This window comes from Serratia sp. 2880STDY5682894 (assembly GCF_001537385.1).
Lineage (GTDB): Bacteria > Pseudomonadota > Gammaproteobacteria > Enterobacterales > Enterobacteriaceae > Serratia > Serratia nevei.
In genome coordinates, this window is sequence record NZ_FCJA01000010.1 from 14,905 (window position 1) to 30,624 (window position 15,720).

Genomic DNA, 15,720 nt, shown 5'->3' on the forward strand with positions numbered 1-15,720 from the left:
TGCGTCGAGATGAAAGGCCAAACTTTAACCAATTGGCCCGATATTAGGACGAAAAATGCGCTACGCGGTGATTCATAAAAATATTATATATATTTTACAATAAGTTGACGAAAAGTGCTTATTTTGTGTGCGGCAAAATATTCGCCTCTGCGCAGAATATTATCTGCATTCACCCGCGTTTTTTGCCGAGATAGCCTGTCTGGAAGGCGCATTGTCAGGGCGATCCGTCGTTGAGCGGCGAAAAATTGCATAAAATTTTGTCTCGCCCGCAGGCCGATCGCCAGGCAAAAAAAATCCACCGGCGCAGGGCCGGTGGATGAGGGGGCAATAGACCGTGACGTTTACTTGCGGCGGCCGGTGATGCGACACCACTCTTCACGCTCGGCGACCGGGTCGAGCGTGAACTTCTCTTCGTAGGCTTGCGCAACGCTGCTGGCCTGGCTGGCCAGCACGCCGGACAGCCCCAGATGACCACCGGCCTTCGGCAGGCAACCGATCAGCGGCGCCAGCTCGCGCAGCGGGCCAGCGAGGATGTTGGCGACCACCACGTCAGCCAGCAGGTCTGCCGGTTGGTCTTTCGGCAGATACAGCTCCAGACGCTCTGAAACGCCGTTACGCTGCGCGTTGTCGCGGCTGGCCTGAATGGCCTGGGGATCGATATCGATGCCGATAGCGCGCGCTGCACCCAGCTTCAGGGCGGCGATTGCCAGGATGCCGGAACCGCAACCGAAGTCGATAACGGTTTTGCCGGCCAGATCGAGGCCGTCCAGCCACTGCAGGCACAGCGCCGTGGTCGGGTGGGTGCCGGTGCCGAACGCCAGGCCCGGATCGAGCATCACGTTGACCGCGTCGGGATCCGGCACGTCACGCCAGCTCGGGCAGATCCACAAGCGCTCGCCGAAGCGCATCGGGTGGAAGTTGTCCATCCACTCGCGCTCCCAGTCCTTGTCTTCCAGCTGTTCTATCTTGTGGCGGAAACCGGCGCCCAGCAGCGGGTGCTGTTCCAGCATCGCCACCACCTCGGCCATATCGGTTTCCGCGTCGTACAGGCCGATCACGTCGGTATCGCCCCACAGCAGGGTTTCACCCGGCAAGGGTTCGAACACCGGGTTGTCGTGGGTGTCCTGGAAGGTCACCGACACGGCGCCGCTTTCCACCAGCGCGTCGCTCAGGTCTTCCGCCTGGCTGCCGGTGGTGTTCAGTTTGAGTTGGATCCAAGGCATAGCAATTCTCTTCAAGAAGATAATGATGACGCCGCCCGGCGCTTTTCGCCGACGACGTTACCGAGATAAAACGCCAACAGGCTGAGCAACAGCGAAGGCACGATAGGGTGCAGCCCCGCCGGCTGCAGGTTGAAGCTGGCCAATAGCGTATAGCATACCGCACCCGACACCATTGAGCTAAGCGCTCCCTGAGCATTGGCGCGTTCCCAATACAGGCCCAGCACCAACGGCCATAGGAACACCGCCTCCAGCCCGCCGAAAGCCAGCAGGTTGAGCCAGATGATCATCTCCGGCGGTCGCCAGGCCGCCAGCAGCACCAGCAGGCCAAGGATCAGCGTGGTCAGGCTGGAGAAGCGCTTGATCAACCGCTCGTTGTGGATCTGCTGCGGCCGCACGCCCAGGTAGAGATCCTTGATGATGGTGGCGGAGGATTGCAGCAGCTGGGCGTTGATGGTCGACATGATCGCCGCCATCGGCGCCGCCAAAAAGATCCCGGCGGCGTACGGCGGCAGCACGGTGATCATCAGCGTCGGGATCACCTGATCGGGGATCTTGAGATCCGGCAACACCGCGCGGCCGAGCGCGCCGGCCAGGTGCATGCCGAACATCAGCACCGCCACCACAACGGTGCCGAGCAGAATGCCGCGATGCACCGCCTTGCTGTCCTTGTAGGAGATACAGCGCACGGCGGTGTGCGGCAGGCCGATCACCCCGAAGCACACCAGGATCCAGAACGACGCCATAAACGGCAGGCTGAGGATCTGATCGCCGCCCTGTGGCGACACCAGCGCCGGATCGATCTGCTGCAGCTTGTGCACCGCGCTGTCCAGTCCGCCGGCGGCGTGGATCACCGCCACCAGCAGCAGCACGGTGCCGAGCAGCATCACCAGCCCCTGCATGGCGTCGTTCAGCACGCTGGCGCGGAAGCCGCCGAAGGCGGTGTACAGCGCGATGCTGATGCCGAAGATCAGCAGGCCGGTGTCGTAAGGAATGCCGGCGGCGGTCTCCAGCAGGCGGGCGCCGCCGATAAACTGCACCGTCATGGCGCCGAGGAACGCCACCAGCAGGCTGAGGCTGGCCAGCCACACCAGCAGGCGGCTTTGGTAGCGGCCATACAGCATGTCATTGAGGGTGATGGCGTTGTAGCGCCGCGCCAGGATGGCGAATTTCTTGCCCAGCACCCCGAGCGACAGCCACACCGCCGGCAGCTGAATCATCGCCAGCAGCACCCAGCCCAGGCCGTATTTGTAGGCGGCGCCGGGGCCGCCGATAAACGAACTGGCGCTGATGTAGGTGGCGGTCAGGGTCATCGCCAGCACAAAGCCGCCCATCGAGCGGTTGCCGAGGAAGTATTCGCTGAGGAAATTCCCGCTCTGGCGGCGGCTGTAGGCGTACACCGACACGCCGAACACCAGCAGCAGGTAGGCGACCAGCGGCAGGATCACTTCAGTTTGCATCGCGGTCCTCCAGCGAAATGTCGCGGAACACCGTGCGCACCATCAGCCAGCACAGGCCGATGAACAGCAGCGGCACCAGCAGGCAGGCCATTTCGAACCAGTGCGGCAGGCCGGTGACGCCGATAGCGCTGTCCGGCAGGTAGGCCGCCAGCCCCCAGGCCAGCAGGTAGAGCAGCGTCAGCCCCAGCGCCCAACGCGCTTCGCGGTGCGCCTGGATAAAACGTTTGTCCATCCGTGTCTCCCATAGGTTTACGGTGATGGATTCATCAAAGGTAGGGAATTTTACGGCATGACGGCGTTTTGCCAAGCCGTTACTGGCGGCAACGCCAAAGAAAAAGGCCGGTGATTAACCGGCCTTTCGTCAGACGATGCTGCGTGGCTGCCTTAGGTTTCCTGCAGACCCAGCTTCTTCTCCAGATAGTGGATATTGGTGCCACCGTGCTGGAAGTTTTCGTCGTTCATGATCTTCTGCTGCAGCTCAACGTTGGTTTTGATGCCATCGATGATCAGTTCAGCCAGGGCGTTCTTCATGCGGGCAATCGCCACGTCACGGTTTTCGCCGAAGGTGATCAGTTTGCCGATCATGGAGTCATAGTACGGCGGTACGGTATAACCGGCGTAGATATGAGATTCCCAACGCACGCCGAAACCGCCTGGCGCGTGGAAGCGGGTGATCTTGCCCGGGCTCGGCAGGAAGGTGTTCGGATCTTCGGCGTTGATACGGCATTCTACCGCGTGGCCGTGGATCTTCACTTCTTCCTGTTTGATCGACAGCGGCTGACCGGCAGCGATGCGCAGCTGTTCTTTGATCAGATCCACGCCGGTGATCATTTCGGTAACCGGGTGCTCGACCTGAATACGGGTGTTCATTTCGATGAAATAGAACTCGCCGTTTTCATACAGGAACTCGAAGGTACCCGCACCGCGGTAGCCGATTTCCACGCAGGCTTTCGAGCAGCGCTCGCCGATGTAACGGCGCATTTCGCTGGTGATGCCCGGTGCCGGCGCTTCTTCGACCACTTTCTGGTGGCGGCGCTGCATGGAGCAGTCGCGCTCGGCCAGATAGATGGCGTTGCCCTGGCCGTCGGCCAATACCTGAATCTCGATGTGGCGCGGATTCTCCAGGTATTTTTCCATGTACACCATGTCGTTGTTGAAAGCCGCTTTGGCTTCCGCTTTCGTCATGTTGATGGACTGCTCAAGGTCTTTGTCGCTGCGCACGACGCGCATGCCGCGACCGCCGCCGCCGCCGGACGCCTTGATGATCACCGGATAACCGATGCGCTTGGCGAAGGCACGGTTTTTATCCATGTCGTCGGTCAGCGGGCCGTCGGAGCCCGGTACGCAAGGCACGCCGGCTTTCTTCATGGCGTTGATCGCGGAAACCTTGTCGCCCATCAGGCGGATGGTTTCGGCTTTCGGGCCGATGAAGATGAAGCCGGAGCGTTCAACCTGCTCGGCGAAGTCGGCGTTCTCAGACAGGAAGCCGTAGCCCGGGTGGATCGCCACGGCGCCGGTGATTTCCGCCGCCGAGATGATGGCCGGGATGTTCAGGTAGCTTTTTACCGATGGCGCAGGACCGATGCAGACGGTCTCGTCGGCCAGCAGCACGTGTTTCAGATCGCGGTCGGCCGCGGAGTGAACCGCAACGGTCTTGATGCCCAGTTCTTTACAGGCACGCAGGATGCGAAGCGCGATCTCGCCGCGGTTGGCGATAACAATTTTATCAAGCATGGGGGCGCCTCGTTATTCGATGACGACCAGCGGCTCGTCATATTCGACCGGCTGGCCGTTTTCCACCAGGATGGCTTTCACGACGCCGGACTTGTCCGCTTCGATCTGGTTCATCATTTTCATGGCTTCAACGATGCACAGGGTATCGCCGGCGTTCACTTTCTGGCCCACTTCCACGAAGGCTTTCGCGTCCGGGCTTGGGGTGCGGTAGAAGGTGCCTACCATTGGCGAACGAACGACGTGGCCACTCATGGCCGCCGGTGCCGCCGGGGTTTCTGCCGCAGGTGCGGTAGCAACGGCGGCAGCCAGGGCCGGCTGCTGCTGTGCCGGCATCGCATAGGCCTGTTGCATGACAGGGTAAGCCTGCGCCGGTGCGGCACGGCTGATGCGAACCGATTCTTCGCCTTCAGAGATTTCCAGTTCAGAAATGCCTGATTCTTCAACCAGTTCGATCAGTTTCTTGATTTTACGAATATCCATGAGTGTGATTCCGTACTCTTTTTGTGGAGCAATTAGTGGGTTTTTGACAGACGGTTAACCGCTGCCTGTAAAGCGAAAGCGTAGCCATCCGCGCCGAGGCCGCAAATCACGCCTACCGCCACGTCTGAGAGATAGGAGTGATGGCGGAAAGGTTCGCGGGCGTGCACGTTGGACAGGTGGATCTCGATGAACGGGATCTGCACCGCCAGCAGCGCATCGCGCAGCGCCACGCTGGTATGCGTGAACGCCGCCGGGTTTATCAGAATGAAATCGGTGTTGCCGCGCGCCTGATGAATGCGATCGATCAGCTGATGCTCGGCGTTGGATTGCAGATGGCTCAGGGTAATATCCAATGCGGATGCCTGGTTTTCCAATCCGTTAACAATCTCTGTCAGCGTCGTGCTGCCGTACTTCTCCGGCTCACGCGTCCCCAGCAGATTGAGATTGGGGCCGTTCAGAAGCAAAATGTGAAACTTATCCGCCATTGTGCTGGTATCTCCGGCAATAAAACCATCATCGTAGAAAATAACCCGATGTTATCGATTTGTCACCTGTTAAGGGGCCAATTCACCCTGAGAACAGAAACAAGGTCGGGCATTATAACGATATCGTAGCAATTCGCAGCTAAATACTGGTCTTATCAGCGAAGATATTCAACCCCAAATCGACTAACTCGGGGATCCGTGACAGGAATATGAGCGCTGGAACACAGAAAAAGTTCCGGCCGGCGGCACGTGTTTTTCAACGACAATAACGCGTGCCGCCGCGTGATTCAGCGCCACCAGGCGCGGAATTTCTTGTAACGCAGGCCCAACAGCGCCACCGCCAGCAGCGCGTAGATGAACGGCTGGGGGGAAAACGTTTTGACCGACCACAGGTAGTGGATGGGGGCGAGGATCGCTGCCAGATAGACGAAGTTGTGCAACATTTGCCATTTGGCGCCCAGTTTGCGCATCGCCCACAGCGTCGAGGTGGCCGCCAGCGCCAGCAGGATCAGCCAGGTGAGGATGCCGAGTGTCAGGTAAGGTCGGTTCACCAACTCGCTGCCCAGCAGGCCGAGGTTGCTCAGCCCCAGCTCCAACGTGGAGTAGCTTATCAGGTGCAGCGTGCCCCAGGCAAAGCACCACAGCCCCACCAGACGGCGGCAGCGGATTAGCAGTGGCTGGCGGGCGTAGCGCGCCAGCGGGGCGATCATCAGCGTGGCCAGCAGCAGTTTCAGCGTCATCCTGCCGGTAAAATGTTGGATGTCCTTGGACGGATCGGCGCTGAACCAGCCCTGATCTACCGCCAGCACCAACCACAGAAAGGGCAAAAACGCCGCCAGATGCAGGGCGGCTTTCAGCCATTTGATATGAACAGGCGTCAGGCGCACTTAGAAATTCTCCCGCAAATCCATGCCGCGATACAGCGACGCCACCTGATCGGCATAGCCGTTGAACAGCAGCGTCGGTTGGCGTTTGACGTCGAGAATGCCGCCGGAGCCGATGAAGCGCTCGGTGGCCTGCGACCAGCGCGGATGATCGACGTGCGGGTTCACGTTGGCATAAAAACCGTACTCGTTCGGCGCGGATTGGTTCCAGGTGGTCGGCGGCTGATCGCGCACCAGACGGATATGCACGATCGATTTGATGCCTTTGAAGCCGTATTTCCACGGTGTGATCAGCCGCAGCGGCGCGCCGTTTTGCGGCGGCAGGGTTTTGCCGTACACGCCGACGGTCAGCAGCGCCAGCGGATGCATCGCCTCGTCCAGCCGCAGCCCTTCGACGTAGGGGTATTTCAGGCCGCCACCGATAAAGCGATCTTTCTGGCCGGGCATCTGCTCCGGATCGTACAGCGTCTGGAAGGCCACGTAGCGCGCGTTGCTGTTCGGCTCGGCCAGCTTGAGAAGCTTGCCCAGTTCGAAACCGATCCACGGCACCACCATCGACCAGGCCTCGACGCAGCGCATGCGGTAAATGCGCTGTTCCAGCGGGAAACGCTTCATCAGATCGTCGATATCCAGCGTTATCGGCTTCGCCACTTCGCCGTCGATGCGCACTTTCCAGCCTTCGGTTTTCAGCCCGCCGGCGTTGGCGGCCGGATCGGCTTTGTCGAGGCCGAATTCATAGAAGTTGTTGTAGCCGGTGACCTTGTCTTCCGGCGTCATTGCCAGCTGCGCCTGCCAGGCGGCCGGCTTGCTGAATTCCAGCGCTTTGCCCGGCGGCGCCTTGGGGCGATCGTTGCCTTTGAACCACGACAGCAGGTCCGCCCGTGCGCCGGTAGGCAGCGCCAGCGTAGCGGCGGTGATGCCGAGCGCCTGCAGCACTTTGCGCCGCTGGTGGAACACGCTCTCCGGCGTGACGTCGGCCTCGGTCAATTTCGGGTGTTTGTTCATGCTTATGTTCTCCGCGACTGATTCCCGCCGCCTGCGAGCGGCTAACGGGTCTCCATGAAATAAGCATGGCGCTAAAGCCGGCCGGAAGCGAGGGGACGCGGGAAAATATGAAATTTCGCAGAAGCGGGTGAACCCCCGTTGCCGGGGGGAGAAGGTCAGCGGATTTTCACCAGGGTGCGGCCGGTGATTTGGTTGTTCAGCAGCGCGGCGGCGGTGGCCGGCGCCTGCTCGAGGGTGATTTCATGCGTGGCCTGCTGATAGAAGCTGTCCGGCAGAATACCGGCCAGCCGCTCCCAGGCGGTTTGGCGGCGGTGCAGCGGCGTATGTACCGAATCCACACCCTGCAGACGCACGTTGCGCAGAATGAACGGCATCACGGTGGTCGGCAGCTGATAACCGCCCGCCAGGCCGCAGGCGGCGACGGTGCCGTTATAGTTCATCTGCGCCAGCACCCGCGCCAGCAATTTGTCGCCGACGGTGTCCACCGCGCCGGCCCACAGCTGTTTCTCCAGCGGGCGCGGCGTGTCGATATAGCCATCGCGCGACATCACCTCTTTGGCGCCGAGCGCTTTCAGGTAGTCGGTATTGCTGTCGCGGCCGCTGATGGCGGTCACCCGATAGCCCAACGCCGCCAGCAGGGCGATGGCTGTGCTGCCTACGCCGCCGCTGGCGCCAGTGACCAGGATATCGCCGTCGTCCGGGTGCACGCCGCCTTCCTCCAGCGCCATCACGCACAGCATGGCGGTAAAGCCGGCGGTGCCGATGATCATCGCCTTGCGCTCATCCAGGCCGTTCGGCAGCGGTACCAGCCATTCGCCCGAGACGCGCGCCTGCTCGGCCAGGCCGCCCCAGTGATGTTCACCCACGCCCCAGCCGGTGAGCACCACGCTTTGCCCCTCTTTGAAGCGATCGTCGCGGCTGTGGCGCACGGTGCCGGCGAAGTCGATGCCCGGCACCATCGGGAAGTTGCGCACGATCTTGCCTTTGCCGGTGATCGCCAGCGCATCCTTATAATTTAGGCTGGACCAGTTGATGTCGACGGTGACATCGCCTTCCGGCAACCGATCGCTGCCGATATCTTTGATTTGAGCCAGAGTTTGGTCGTCTTGTTGTTCCAATAACAGTGCACGCATGTCACTCTTCCTCTCGTTTACACTTTTCTATCAATGGCTGAATCACATTTATTTGACTATATGCATAATAAGCGGCCCAAGTCCTGATAAAGGACAAAAACGGCGCTTGCAGGTTTAATTCTTCAGCAAGGCTTGTTAGGGTTGGACAGCCCCTTTTAGCTAAAGGGTGAACACTCACTTAACCATAGCGGACAAGGCACAGGGATGCGATTTACCACCAAACTCTCTGCATTGATCACTCTGTTGGTCGCGCTGGCGATGTTTTTGATGCTGATGGGATGCTCATACAGCTTCTTTTACGTTACCCAGGATCGCCAGGAGCGTCGCTTTGATTCGCTGGTTACCTCTCTCGATCAGGCCATGTTGCACGAATCGCCGCGCGATCAGGAGAAATGGTTGCCGATCGTCATGCGCCCGCTCGGCATCGTGTCGATCCGCGTAGAGGCTGGCACCAGCCAGTTTCTCAACTATAAATTGCCGACGCTGAAAAAAGAGCCCTGGGATACGCTGAACGGCTATCGTCAGGTCTCGCGCCCCCTGTTGCAACATCCGGGCAGCACGCTGTACATCACTTACCTCGATCCCTTCGCCAGCGACGTGCGCACGTTGCAGTCCACCGCCGCCGTCACGCTGTCGATCGTCGTCATGGTGGTGGTTTTGCTGTTCAGCCTGCGCTGGTTGCGTGAGCAGGCCGACGGTGAAGATCGCCTGGAACGCCGCGCGCGGCGCATTCTGAACGGCGAGCGTGAAAACGTCATGCAGGGCGACGTGCGTGAGTGGCCGGCCAACGTCAGCGGCGCGCTCGATCGCCTGCTGGCCGATCTGGCGGAAGCGCGGGAAGAGCGCAGCCGGGTCGATACGCTGATCCGCGCCTTCGCCGCGCAGGACGCCAAAACCGGGTTGAATAATCGCCTGTTCTTCGATAATCAATTGACCACTCAGCTGGAAGACGAAGGTTCGCACGGCATCGTGATGATGGTGCGGCTGCCCGATTTCGAGACCCTGCGCGACACGCACGGCAGCGTGGCGGTCCAGGAGCTGATGTATTCGCTGGTTAACCTGCTGTCTACCTTTGTGATGCGCTACCCCTCGGCGCTGCTGGCGCGCTATTTCCACAGCGATTTTACCGTGCTGTTGCCGCATCGAACCCTGAAGGAGGCCGACGGCATCGCGTCACAGCTGGTCAACGCCATCGATGCCTTGCCTTCCACGGCGCTGATCGATCGTGAGGCCTTCCTGCACATCGGCATCGTGGCGTACCGCAGCGGGCAAACCACGGAGCAGGTGATCGATTACGCGGAGCAGGCGACGCGCCACGCGACGCTGCAGGGCGAAAACGGCTGGTATGTGTACGACAGCCAGGTGCCGGAAAAGGGGCGCGGCAGCGTCAAGTGGCGCACGTTGCTGGAACAGGTACTGGCGCGCGGCGGCCCGCGGCTGTATCAGAAACCGGCGGTGACCGTGGCAGGCGAGGTACACCATCTTGAGATCATGAGCCGGATTTATGACGGCTCCCAGGAGTTGCTGCCGGCGGAATATATGCCGCTGGTGCAGCAGCTGGGGTTGGCGGAGAGTTACGATCGCCAACAGGTGAGCCGCATCATCCCCTTGCTGGCGCAATGGCCTGAGGAAACGCTGGCGTTTCCGCTGTGCGTCGACTCGATTTTGCAGCGTTCTTTCCAGCGCTGGCTGCGCGATATGTTGTTGCAGTGCGAAAAAAGTCAGCGTAGGCGAATTCTGATTGAACTTGCGGAGGCAGATGTGTGTCAACATATCGACCGTTTGCGTCCGGTGCTGAAGTTGCTGTCAGGGCTGGGCTGCCGCCTCGCGGTGTCCAAAGCGGGTTTAACCGTGGTCAGTACGTCCTATATCAAGTCGTTGCAGGTGGAGATCGTCAAGCTCCACCCGGGGCTGGTGCGGAGTATCGATAAGCGGGACGAAAATCAGCTGTTCGTGCAGAGCCTGACGGGCGCCTGCGCGGGCACGCACGCGCAGGTGTTCGCCGCCAGCGTACGCACGCGCAACGAGTGGCAGACGCTGAAAGAGCGTGGTATCCACGGCGGGCAGGGTGACTTTTTCGCGTCGCCGGAACCGATCGACGTGGGGCGTAAAAAATATTCACGTCGTTATCGTGTTTAAGCTGATTGCCGGACAAAAATTGACGTAGAATGAGCGCCGGATCTATCTGGGCCATGTCACCCGTCATTTTGGAGTTTTCTCCAATCTGCCTGCGACAACGACGCCTATTTGAGATAGGCTCTTGTCAGCTTTTATCTGGTTGACGTTGGTAGGTGCTTACCATCGGCGGCAATCAGGGAATATGTTAGATTTTATGAGCTGTGTTACGCCGTTTCGTGCGTTGACAGGGTGGTAAACTGAGCCTTTGTTCAGGGAATTCAGGCCTCATCCAATTTCCGTGCATTCGAGCAGAAACAATACAGACTATTTTTCACCGAAGTAGAACGTTTTTGCGCCTTGTCGCTGCTTCGTGTGGTTGGTAAAGTAGGCGGATTTTATTTTCCGCCCCCAGCTTGCAGGATTATCCTTTCGTTATGTTTAAGAAATTTCGTGGCATGTTTTCCAACGACTTGTCCATCGACTTGGGTACCGCCAATACCCTGATTTATGTTAAAGGGCAAGGCATCGTACTGAATGAACCTTCGGTGGTTGCCATTCGCCAGGATCGTGCCGGCTCCCCAAAGAGCGTAGCGGCCGTCGGTCATGACGCCAAACAGATGCTGGGCCGCACCCCCGGTAACATCGCGGCTATTCGCCCGATGAAAGACGGCGTGATCGCCGACTTCTTCGTGACCGAAAAAATGCTGCAGCACTTTATCAAACAGGTTCACAGCAACAGCTTCATGCGCCCAAGCCCGCGCGTGCTGGTCTGTGTGCCGGTCGGCGCAACCCAGGTTGAACGCCGCGCTATCCGCGAGTCCGCCCAAGGGGCCGGCGCGCGTGAAGTGTTCCTGATTGAAGAGCCGATGGCGGCGGCGATCGGCGCAGGCCTGCCGGTTTCCGAAGCGACCGGTTCCATGGTGGTGGATATCGGTGGCGGTACCACGGAAGTGGCGGTGATCTCGCTGAACGGCGTGGTGTACTCCTCTTCCGTGCGCATCGGCGGCGACCGCTTCGATGAAGCCATCATCAATTATGTGCGCCGTAACTACGGCTCGCTGATCGGCGAAGCGACCGCCGAGCGCATCAAGCACGAAATCGGTTCTGCCTATCCGGGCGACGAAGTGCGCGAAATCGAAGTCCGCGGCCGTAACCTGGCCGAAGGCGTACCGCGCGGCTTTACCCTGAACTCCAATGAAATCCTCGAAGCCCTGCAAGAGCCGCTGACCGGCATCGTCAGCGCGGTGATGGTTGCGCTGGAGCAGTGCCCGCCAGAATTGGCCTCCGACATTTCCGAACGTGGCATGGTCTTGACCGGCGGCGGCGCGCTGCTGCGCAACCTCGATCGCCTGCTGATGGAAGAAACCGGCATTCCGGTCGTGGTGGCGGAAGATCCGTTGACCTGCGTGGCGCGCGGCGGCGGCAAGGCGTTGGAAATGATCGACATGCACGGCGGCGATTTGTTCAGCGAAGAATAGTCAGCCCCTGGAAGGAGGAATCGTATCGGATGAATGCGCACAGCGAAAATCGGGTACGGTTCCTCTTTCTGTTGTCGAGGAACTCGCATAATTTATGAAGCCGATTTTTAGCAGGGGGCCTTCCCTGCAACTGCGACTTTTTTTGGCGGTGATCGCGGCCATTGGCCTGATCGTTGCTGACAGCCGGCTCGGCACGTTCGTGAAGATACGCAACTACATGGACACCGCAGTCAGCCCTTTCTATTTTCTGGCCAACGGGCCGCGTAAAGTTTTGGACAGCGTGTCAGAAACGCTGGCTACCCGCCAACAGCTGGAGCTGGAAAACCGAGCTCTGCGGCAGGAACTGCTGCTGAAAAACAGCGATATTCTTCTTCTTGGCCAATTCAAGCAGGAAAACGCCCGCTTGCGCGAGCTGCTGGGTTCCCCGCTGCGCCAGGACGAACACAAGATGGTGACCCAGGTCATCTCCACCGGTTCCGATCCCTACAGCGATCAGGTGGTGATCGACAAAGGGTCGGACAACGGCGTCTATGAAGGCCAGCCGGTGATCAGCGACAAGGGCGTGGTCGGTCAGGTGGTGGCGGTGGCGAAAGTCACCAGCCGCGTGCTGCTGATCTGCGATGCCTCGCACGCGCTGCCGATCCAGGTGCTGCGCAACGATATTCGGGTGATCGCCGCAGGCAGCGGCTGCGCCGACGATCTGCAGCTGGAGCACCTGCCGAACAACACCGATATCCGCGTTGGCGACGTGCTGGTGACCTCCGGCCTCGGCGGCCGCTTCCCGGAAGGCTATCCGGTGGCGGTGGTCTCCTCGGTCAAGGTCGACAACCAGCGCGCTTACACCGTGATTCAGGCGCGGCCGACCGCCGGTCTGCAGCGCTTGCGCTACCTGCTGCTGCTGTGGGGCGCCGATCGCAACGGCGACATGCCGCTGCCGCCGGACGAAGTGCACCGCGTGGCCAATGAACGCCTGATGCAGATGATGCCGCAGGTGCTGCCGCCTGCCGGTTCGGTCGGGCCTCAGTTGCCGGCTCCGGCTACCGGCGTGGCGCCGCAAACCGCCGCTCCGGCGTCTGTCCAGCCTCAAGCTCAGCCTGCTGCGGCGGGAGTGGTGCAATGAACAGCTACCGCAGCCACGGGCGCTGGATAATCTGGCTGTCGTTCCTGGTGGCGTTGGTGCTGCAAATCATGCCGTGGCCGGAGCAAATCTACATGTTCCGGCCTTCCTGGCTGGTGTTGATCCTGATTTACTGGGTAATGGCCTTGCCGCACCGGGTCAACGTCGGCACCGGCTTTGTGCTGGGGCTGATCATGGATCTGATCCTCGGCTCCACGTTGGGCGTACGCGCGCTGGCGCTGGGCATCATCGCCTACCTGGTGGCGTTCAAATTCCAACTGTTCCGCAATATGGCGCTGTGGCAACAGGCGCTGATCGTCGTGCTGCTGTCGCTGTCGATGGACGTGGTGGTGTTCTGGGCTGAGTTTTTAGTGATCAACGTCTCTTTCCGCCCAGAGGTGTTCTGGAGTAGTGTGGTAAACGGCATTTTGTGGCCGTGGTTGTTCCTGTTGATGCGCAAAATCCGCCGTCAGTTCGCCGTACAGTAAGGGTATCTCAATGACTTCGCTTTATCTGGCCTCCGGCTCCCCACGTCGACGTGAACTGCTGACCCTGTTGGGCGTGTCGTTCGACATTCTGCTGACGCATACCGAAGAGCAGCGCCGGGAAGGCGAAGCCGCCGAAGCCTATGTGCGCCGCCTGGCGCAGGACAAGGCCAAAGCGGGTGTAGCGTTGGCGCAGGAAGATCGGCCGGTGCTGGGCGCCGACACCATCGTGGTGCTCAACGGCCGGGTGCTGGAGAAGCCGCGCGACGAAGCCCATGCGGCGGACATGCTGGCGGCTCTGTCGGGCAAACAGCATCAGGTGATGACGGCGGTGGCGATCGCCGATCGCCACGACGTGCGCTGCCAGCTGGTGGTGACCGACGTGACGTTCCGCAACCTGTCACAACAGGATATCCGCGACTATATTGCTACGGGCGAACCGATGGATAAGGCGGGCGCCTATGGAATTCAAGGAAAGGGTGGTTGTTTCGTCAGAACGATAACCGGGAGTTATCACGCGGTGGTCGGTCTGCCGCTGGTCGAAACACATGAGCTGCTCAGTAATTTTGTCGCATTACGTGATGTAAGAACCGGTTGATGGGCGCTGCCATTATCGACCGGCTCTGAGGAGAAGGCATGACAGCTGAGCTACTGGTTAATATCACACCGTCTGAAACGCGGGTCGCCTATATCGATGGCGGCATTCTGCAAGAGATCCATATCGAACGCGAATCCAAACGCGGCATCGTCGGCAATATCTATAAAGGGCGCGTCAGCCGCGTCTTGCCGGGGATGCAGGCGGCGTTCGTCGACATCGGCCTGGACAAGGCCGCCTTCCTGCACGCCTCCGACATCATGCCGCATACCGAATGCGTCGCCGGCGACGAGCGGAAAAACTTCCACGTGCGCGACATCGCCGAGCTGGTGCGCCAGGGGCAAGACCTGATGGTGCAGGTGGTGAAAGATCCGCTCGGCACCAAGGGCGCGCGCCTGACCACCGACATCACGCTGCCATCGCGCTATCTGGTCTTCATGCCGGGCGCGGCGCACGTCGGCGTTTCACAGCGTATCGACAGCGAAGCCGAGCGTGAGCGCCTGAAATCCATCGTTGCGCCGCACTGCGACGAGCTGGGCGGTTTTATCATCCGCACCGCGGCGGAAGGCATCGGCGAGGAAGAGCTGGCGCAGGATGCCGCGTTCCTTAAACGCCTGTGGACCAAGGTAATGGAGCGCAAGAAGCGCAACCAGACCAAATACAAGCTGTACGGCGAGCTGGCGTTGGCGCAACGCATCTTGCGCGATTTCGCCGGCGCGGCGCTGGATCGCATCCGCGTCGATTCGCGGCTAACGCACGATCTGCTGGTGGAGTTTACCGGCGAGTACATCCCGGACATTACCAACAAGCTCGAACTCTATACCGGCAGCCAGCCGATTTTCGATCTGTACGATGTGGAAAACGAGATCCAGCGTGCGCTGGAACGCAAGGTGGAGCTGAAGTCCGGCGGCTATCTGATCATCGATCAGACCGAGGCGATGACCACGGTCGACATCAACACCGGCGCCTTCGTCGGCCACCGCAACCTCGACGAAACCATCTTCAACACCAACATCGAGGCGACGCAGGCCATCGCGCGCCAGTTGCGGCTGCGTAACCTGGGCGGCATCATCATCATCGACTTTATCGATATGAACAACGAAGAGCATCGCCGCCGGGTGCTGCACTCGCTGGAGCAGGCGTTGAGTAAAGATCGGGTAAAAACCACGATCAACGGCTTCTCTCAGCTAGGCTTAGTTGAAATGACGCGTAAACGAACGCGTGAAAGCATTGAACATGTGCTCTGTCACGATTGTCCTACTTGCAATGGGCGCGGCACCGTGAAAACGGTGGAAACCGTGTGCTACGAGATCCTGCGTGAGATTGTGCGCGTGCACCATGCTTACGATTCCGATCGCTTCCTGGTGTACGCTTCGGCGGCGGTCGGCGAAGCGCTGAAGAGCGAAGAGTCGCATGCGCTGGCCGAAGTGGAGATCTTCGTCGGCAAACAGGTGAAGGTGCAGATCGAACCGTTGTACAGCCAGGAGCAGTTCGACGTCGTCATGATGTAGCCCGCCCGACATCGT

General features: G+C 60.0%; 15 protein-coding genes. 6 read left to right on the plus strand and 9 right to left on the minus strand.

The window, feature by feature from the left end; translation table 11 throughout:
- Positions 1-341 precede the first annotated feature (341 nt).
- The 9 genes from prmA to AWX27_RS20040 form a co-directional block, all read right to left on the minus strand.
- Positions 342-1,223, minus strand: coding sequence for a 50S ribosomal protein L11 methyltransferase (gene prmA, locus AWX27_RS20000; protein WP_033636181.1), 882 nt, complete (start codon positions 1,221-1,223; stop codon positions 342-344).
- 11 nt (positions 1,224-1,234) lie between these two features.
- Positions 1,235-2,680: a sodium/pantothenate symporter gene (gene panF, locus AWX27_RS20005; protein WP_060424610.1), complete on the minus strand. Its 1,446-nt coding sequence runs from the start codon at positions 2,678-2,680 to the stop codon at positions 1,235-1,237.
- Positions 2,670-2,912, minus strand: a complete 243-nt coding sequence (locus tag AWX27_RS20010; protein ID WP_004936865.1) for a YhdT family protein — start codon at positions 2,910-2,912, stop codon at positions 2,670-2,672. The genes panF and AWX27_RS20010 overlap by 11 nt, the downstream gene beginning before the upstream one ends.
- 152 nt (positions 2,913-3,064) lie before the next feature.
- Entirely contained in the window at positions 3,065-4,414 is a 1,350-nt protein-coding gene (gene accC, locus AWX27_RS20015) for an acetyl-CoA carboxylase biotin carboxylase subunit (RefSeq protein ID WP_004936886.1), read from the minus strand.
- A 12-nt stretch (positions 4,415-4,426) separates the two neighbouring features.
- The gene (gene accB / locus AWX27_RS20020; RefSeq protein ID WP_038879746.1) at positions 4,427-4,894 is read right to left on the minus strand and encodes an acetyl-CoA carboxylase biotin carboxyl carrier protein; all 468 of its coding nucleotides are present in this window, start codon (positions 4,892-4,894) and stop codon (positions 4,427-4,429) included.
- Positions 4,895-4,926: 32 nt separating this feature from the next.
- Entirely contained in the window at positions 4,927-5,379 is a 453-nt protein-coding gene (gene aroQ / locus AWX27_RS20025) for a type II 3-dehydroquinate dehydratase (protein ID WP_004936891.1), read from the minus strand.
- Positions 5,380-5,666: 287 nt separating this feature from the next.
- Positions 5,667-6,266 carry a protein-methionine-sulfoxide reductase heme-binding subunit MsrQ gene (gene msrQ, locus AWX27_RS20030; protein WP_047729766.1) on the minus strand — a complete coding sequence of 200 codons (600 nt, stop codon included), beginning with the start codon at positions 6,264-6,266 and terminating at the stop codon, positions 5,667-5,669.
- A complete protein-coding gene (gene msrP, locus AWX27_RS20035) occupies positions 6,267-7,268 on the minus strand; it encodes a protein-methionine-sulfoxide reductase catalytic subunit MsrP (RefSeq protein ID WP_047729767.1) in 1,002 nt (333 codons plus the stop codon).
- 155 nt (positions 7,269-7,423) lie between these two features.
- A complete protein-coding gene (locus AWX27_RS20040; protein WP_047729768.1) occupies positions 7,424-8,401 on the minus strand; it encodes an acrylyl-CoA reductase (NADPH) in 978 nt (325 codons plus the stop codon).
- Between the two features lie 204 nt (positions 8,402-8,605).
- Here AWX27_RS20040 and csrD point away from each other — a divergent pair, with 204 nt between their 5' ends.
- The 6 genes from csrD to rng all read left to right on the plus strand — a co-directional run bounded on the left by csrD (position 8,606) and on the right by rng (position 15,705).
- Positions 8,606-10,540, plus strand: coding sequence for an RNase E specificity factor CsrD (csrD, locus tag AWX27_RS20045; protein ID WP_060424612.1), 1,935 nt, complete (start codon positions 8,606-8,608; stop codon positions 10,538-10,540).
- A 413-nt stretch (positions 10,541-10,953) separates the two neighbouring features.
- On the plus strand, positions 10,954-11,997 hold the full coding sequence (mreB, locus tag AWX27_RS20050) for a rod shape-determining protein MreB (protein ID WP_003855260.1): 1,044 nt from the start codon (positions 10,954-10,956) through the stop codon (positions 11,995-11,997).
- A 94-nt stretch (positions 11,998-12,091) separates the two neighbouring features.
- The gene (gene mreC, locus AWX27_RS20055; protein WP_060424614.1) at positions 12,092-13,117 is read left to right on the plus strand and encodes a rod shape-determining protein MreC; all 1,026 of its coding nucleotides are present in this window, start codon (positions 12,092-12,094) and stop codon (positions 13,115-13,117) included.
- Complete coding sequence (mreD, locus tag AWX27_RS20060; protein WP_004936918.1) at positions 13,114-13,602, plus strand: rod shape-determining protein MreD; 489 nt, start codon at positions 13,114-13,116, stop codon at positions 13,600-13,602. Before mreC ends, mreD begins: the two co-directional genes overlap by 4 nt.
- Before the next feature lie 10 nt (positions 13,603-13,612).
- Positions 13,613-14,197 carry a Maf family protein gene (locus tag AWX27_RS20065; protein ID WP_060424616.1) on the plus strand — a complete coding sequence of 195 codons (585 nt, stop codon included), beginning with the start codon at positions 13,613-13,615 and terminating at the stop codon, positions 14,195-14,197.
- A 38-nt stretch (positions 14,198-14,235) separates the two neighbouring features.
- Entirely contained in the window at positions 14,236-15,705 is a 1,470-nt protein-coding gene (gene rng, locus AWX27_RS20070; protein ID WP_025304418.1) for a ribonuclease G, read from the plus strand.
- The last annotated feature ends 15 nt before the right edge of the window (positions 15,706-15,720 follow it).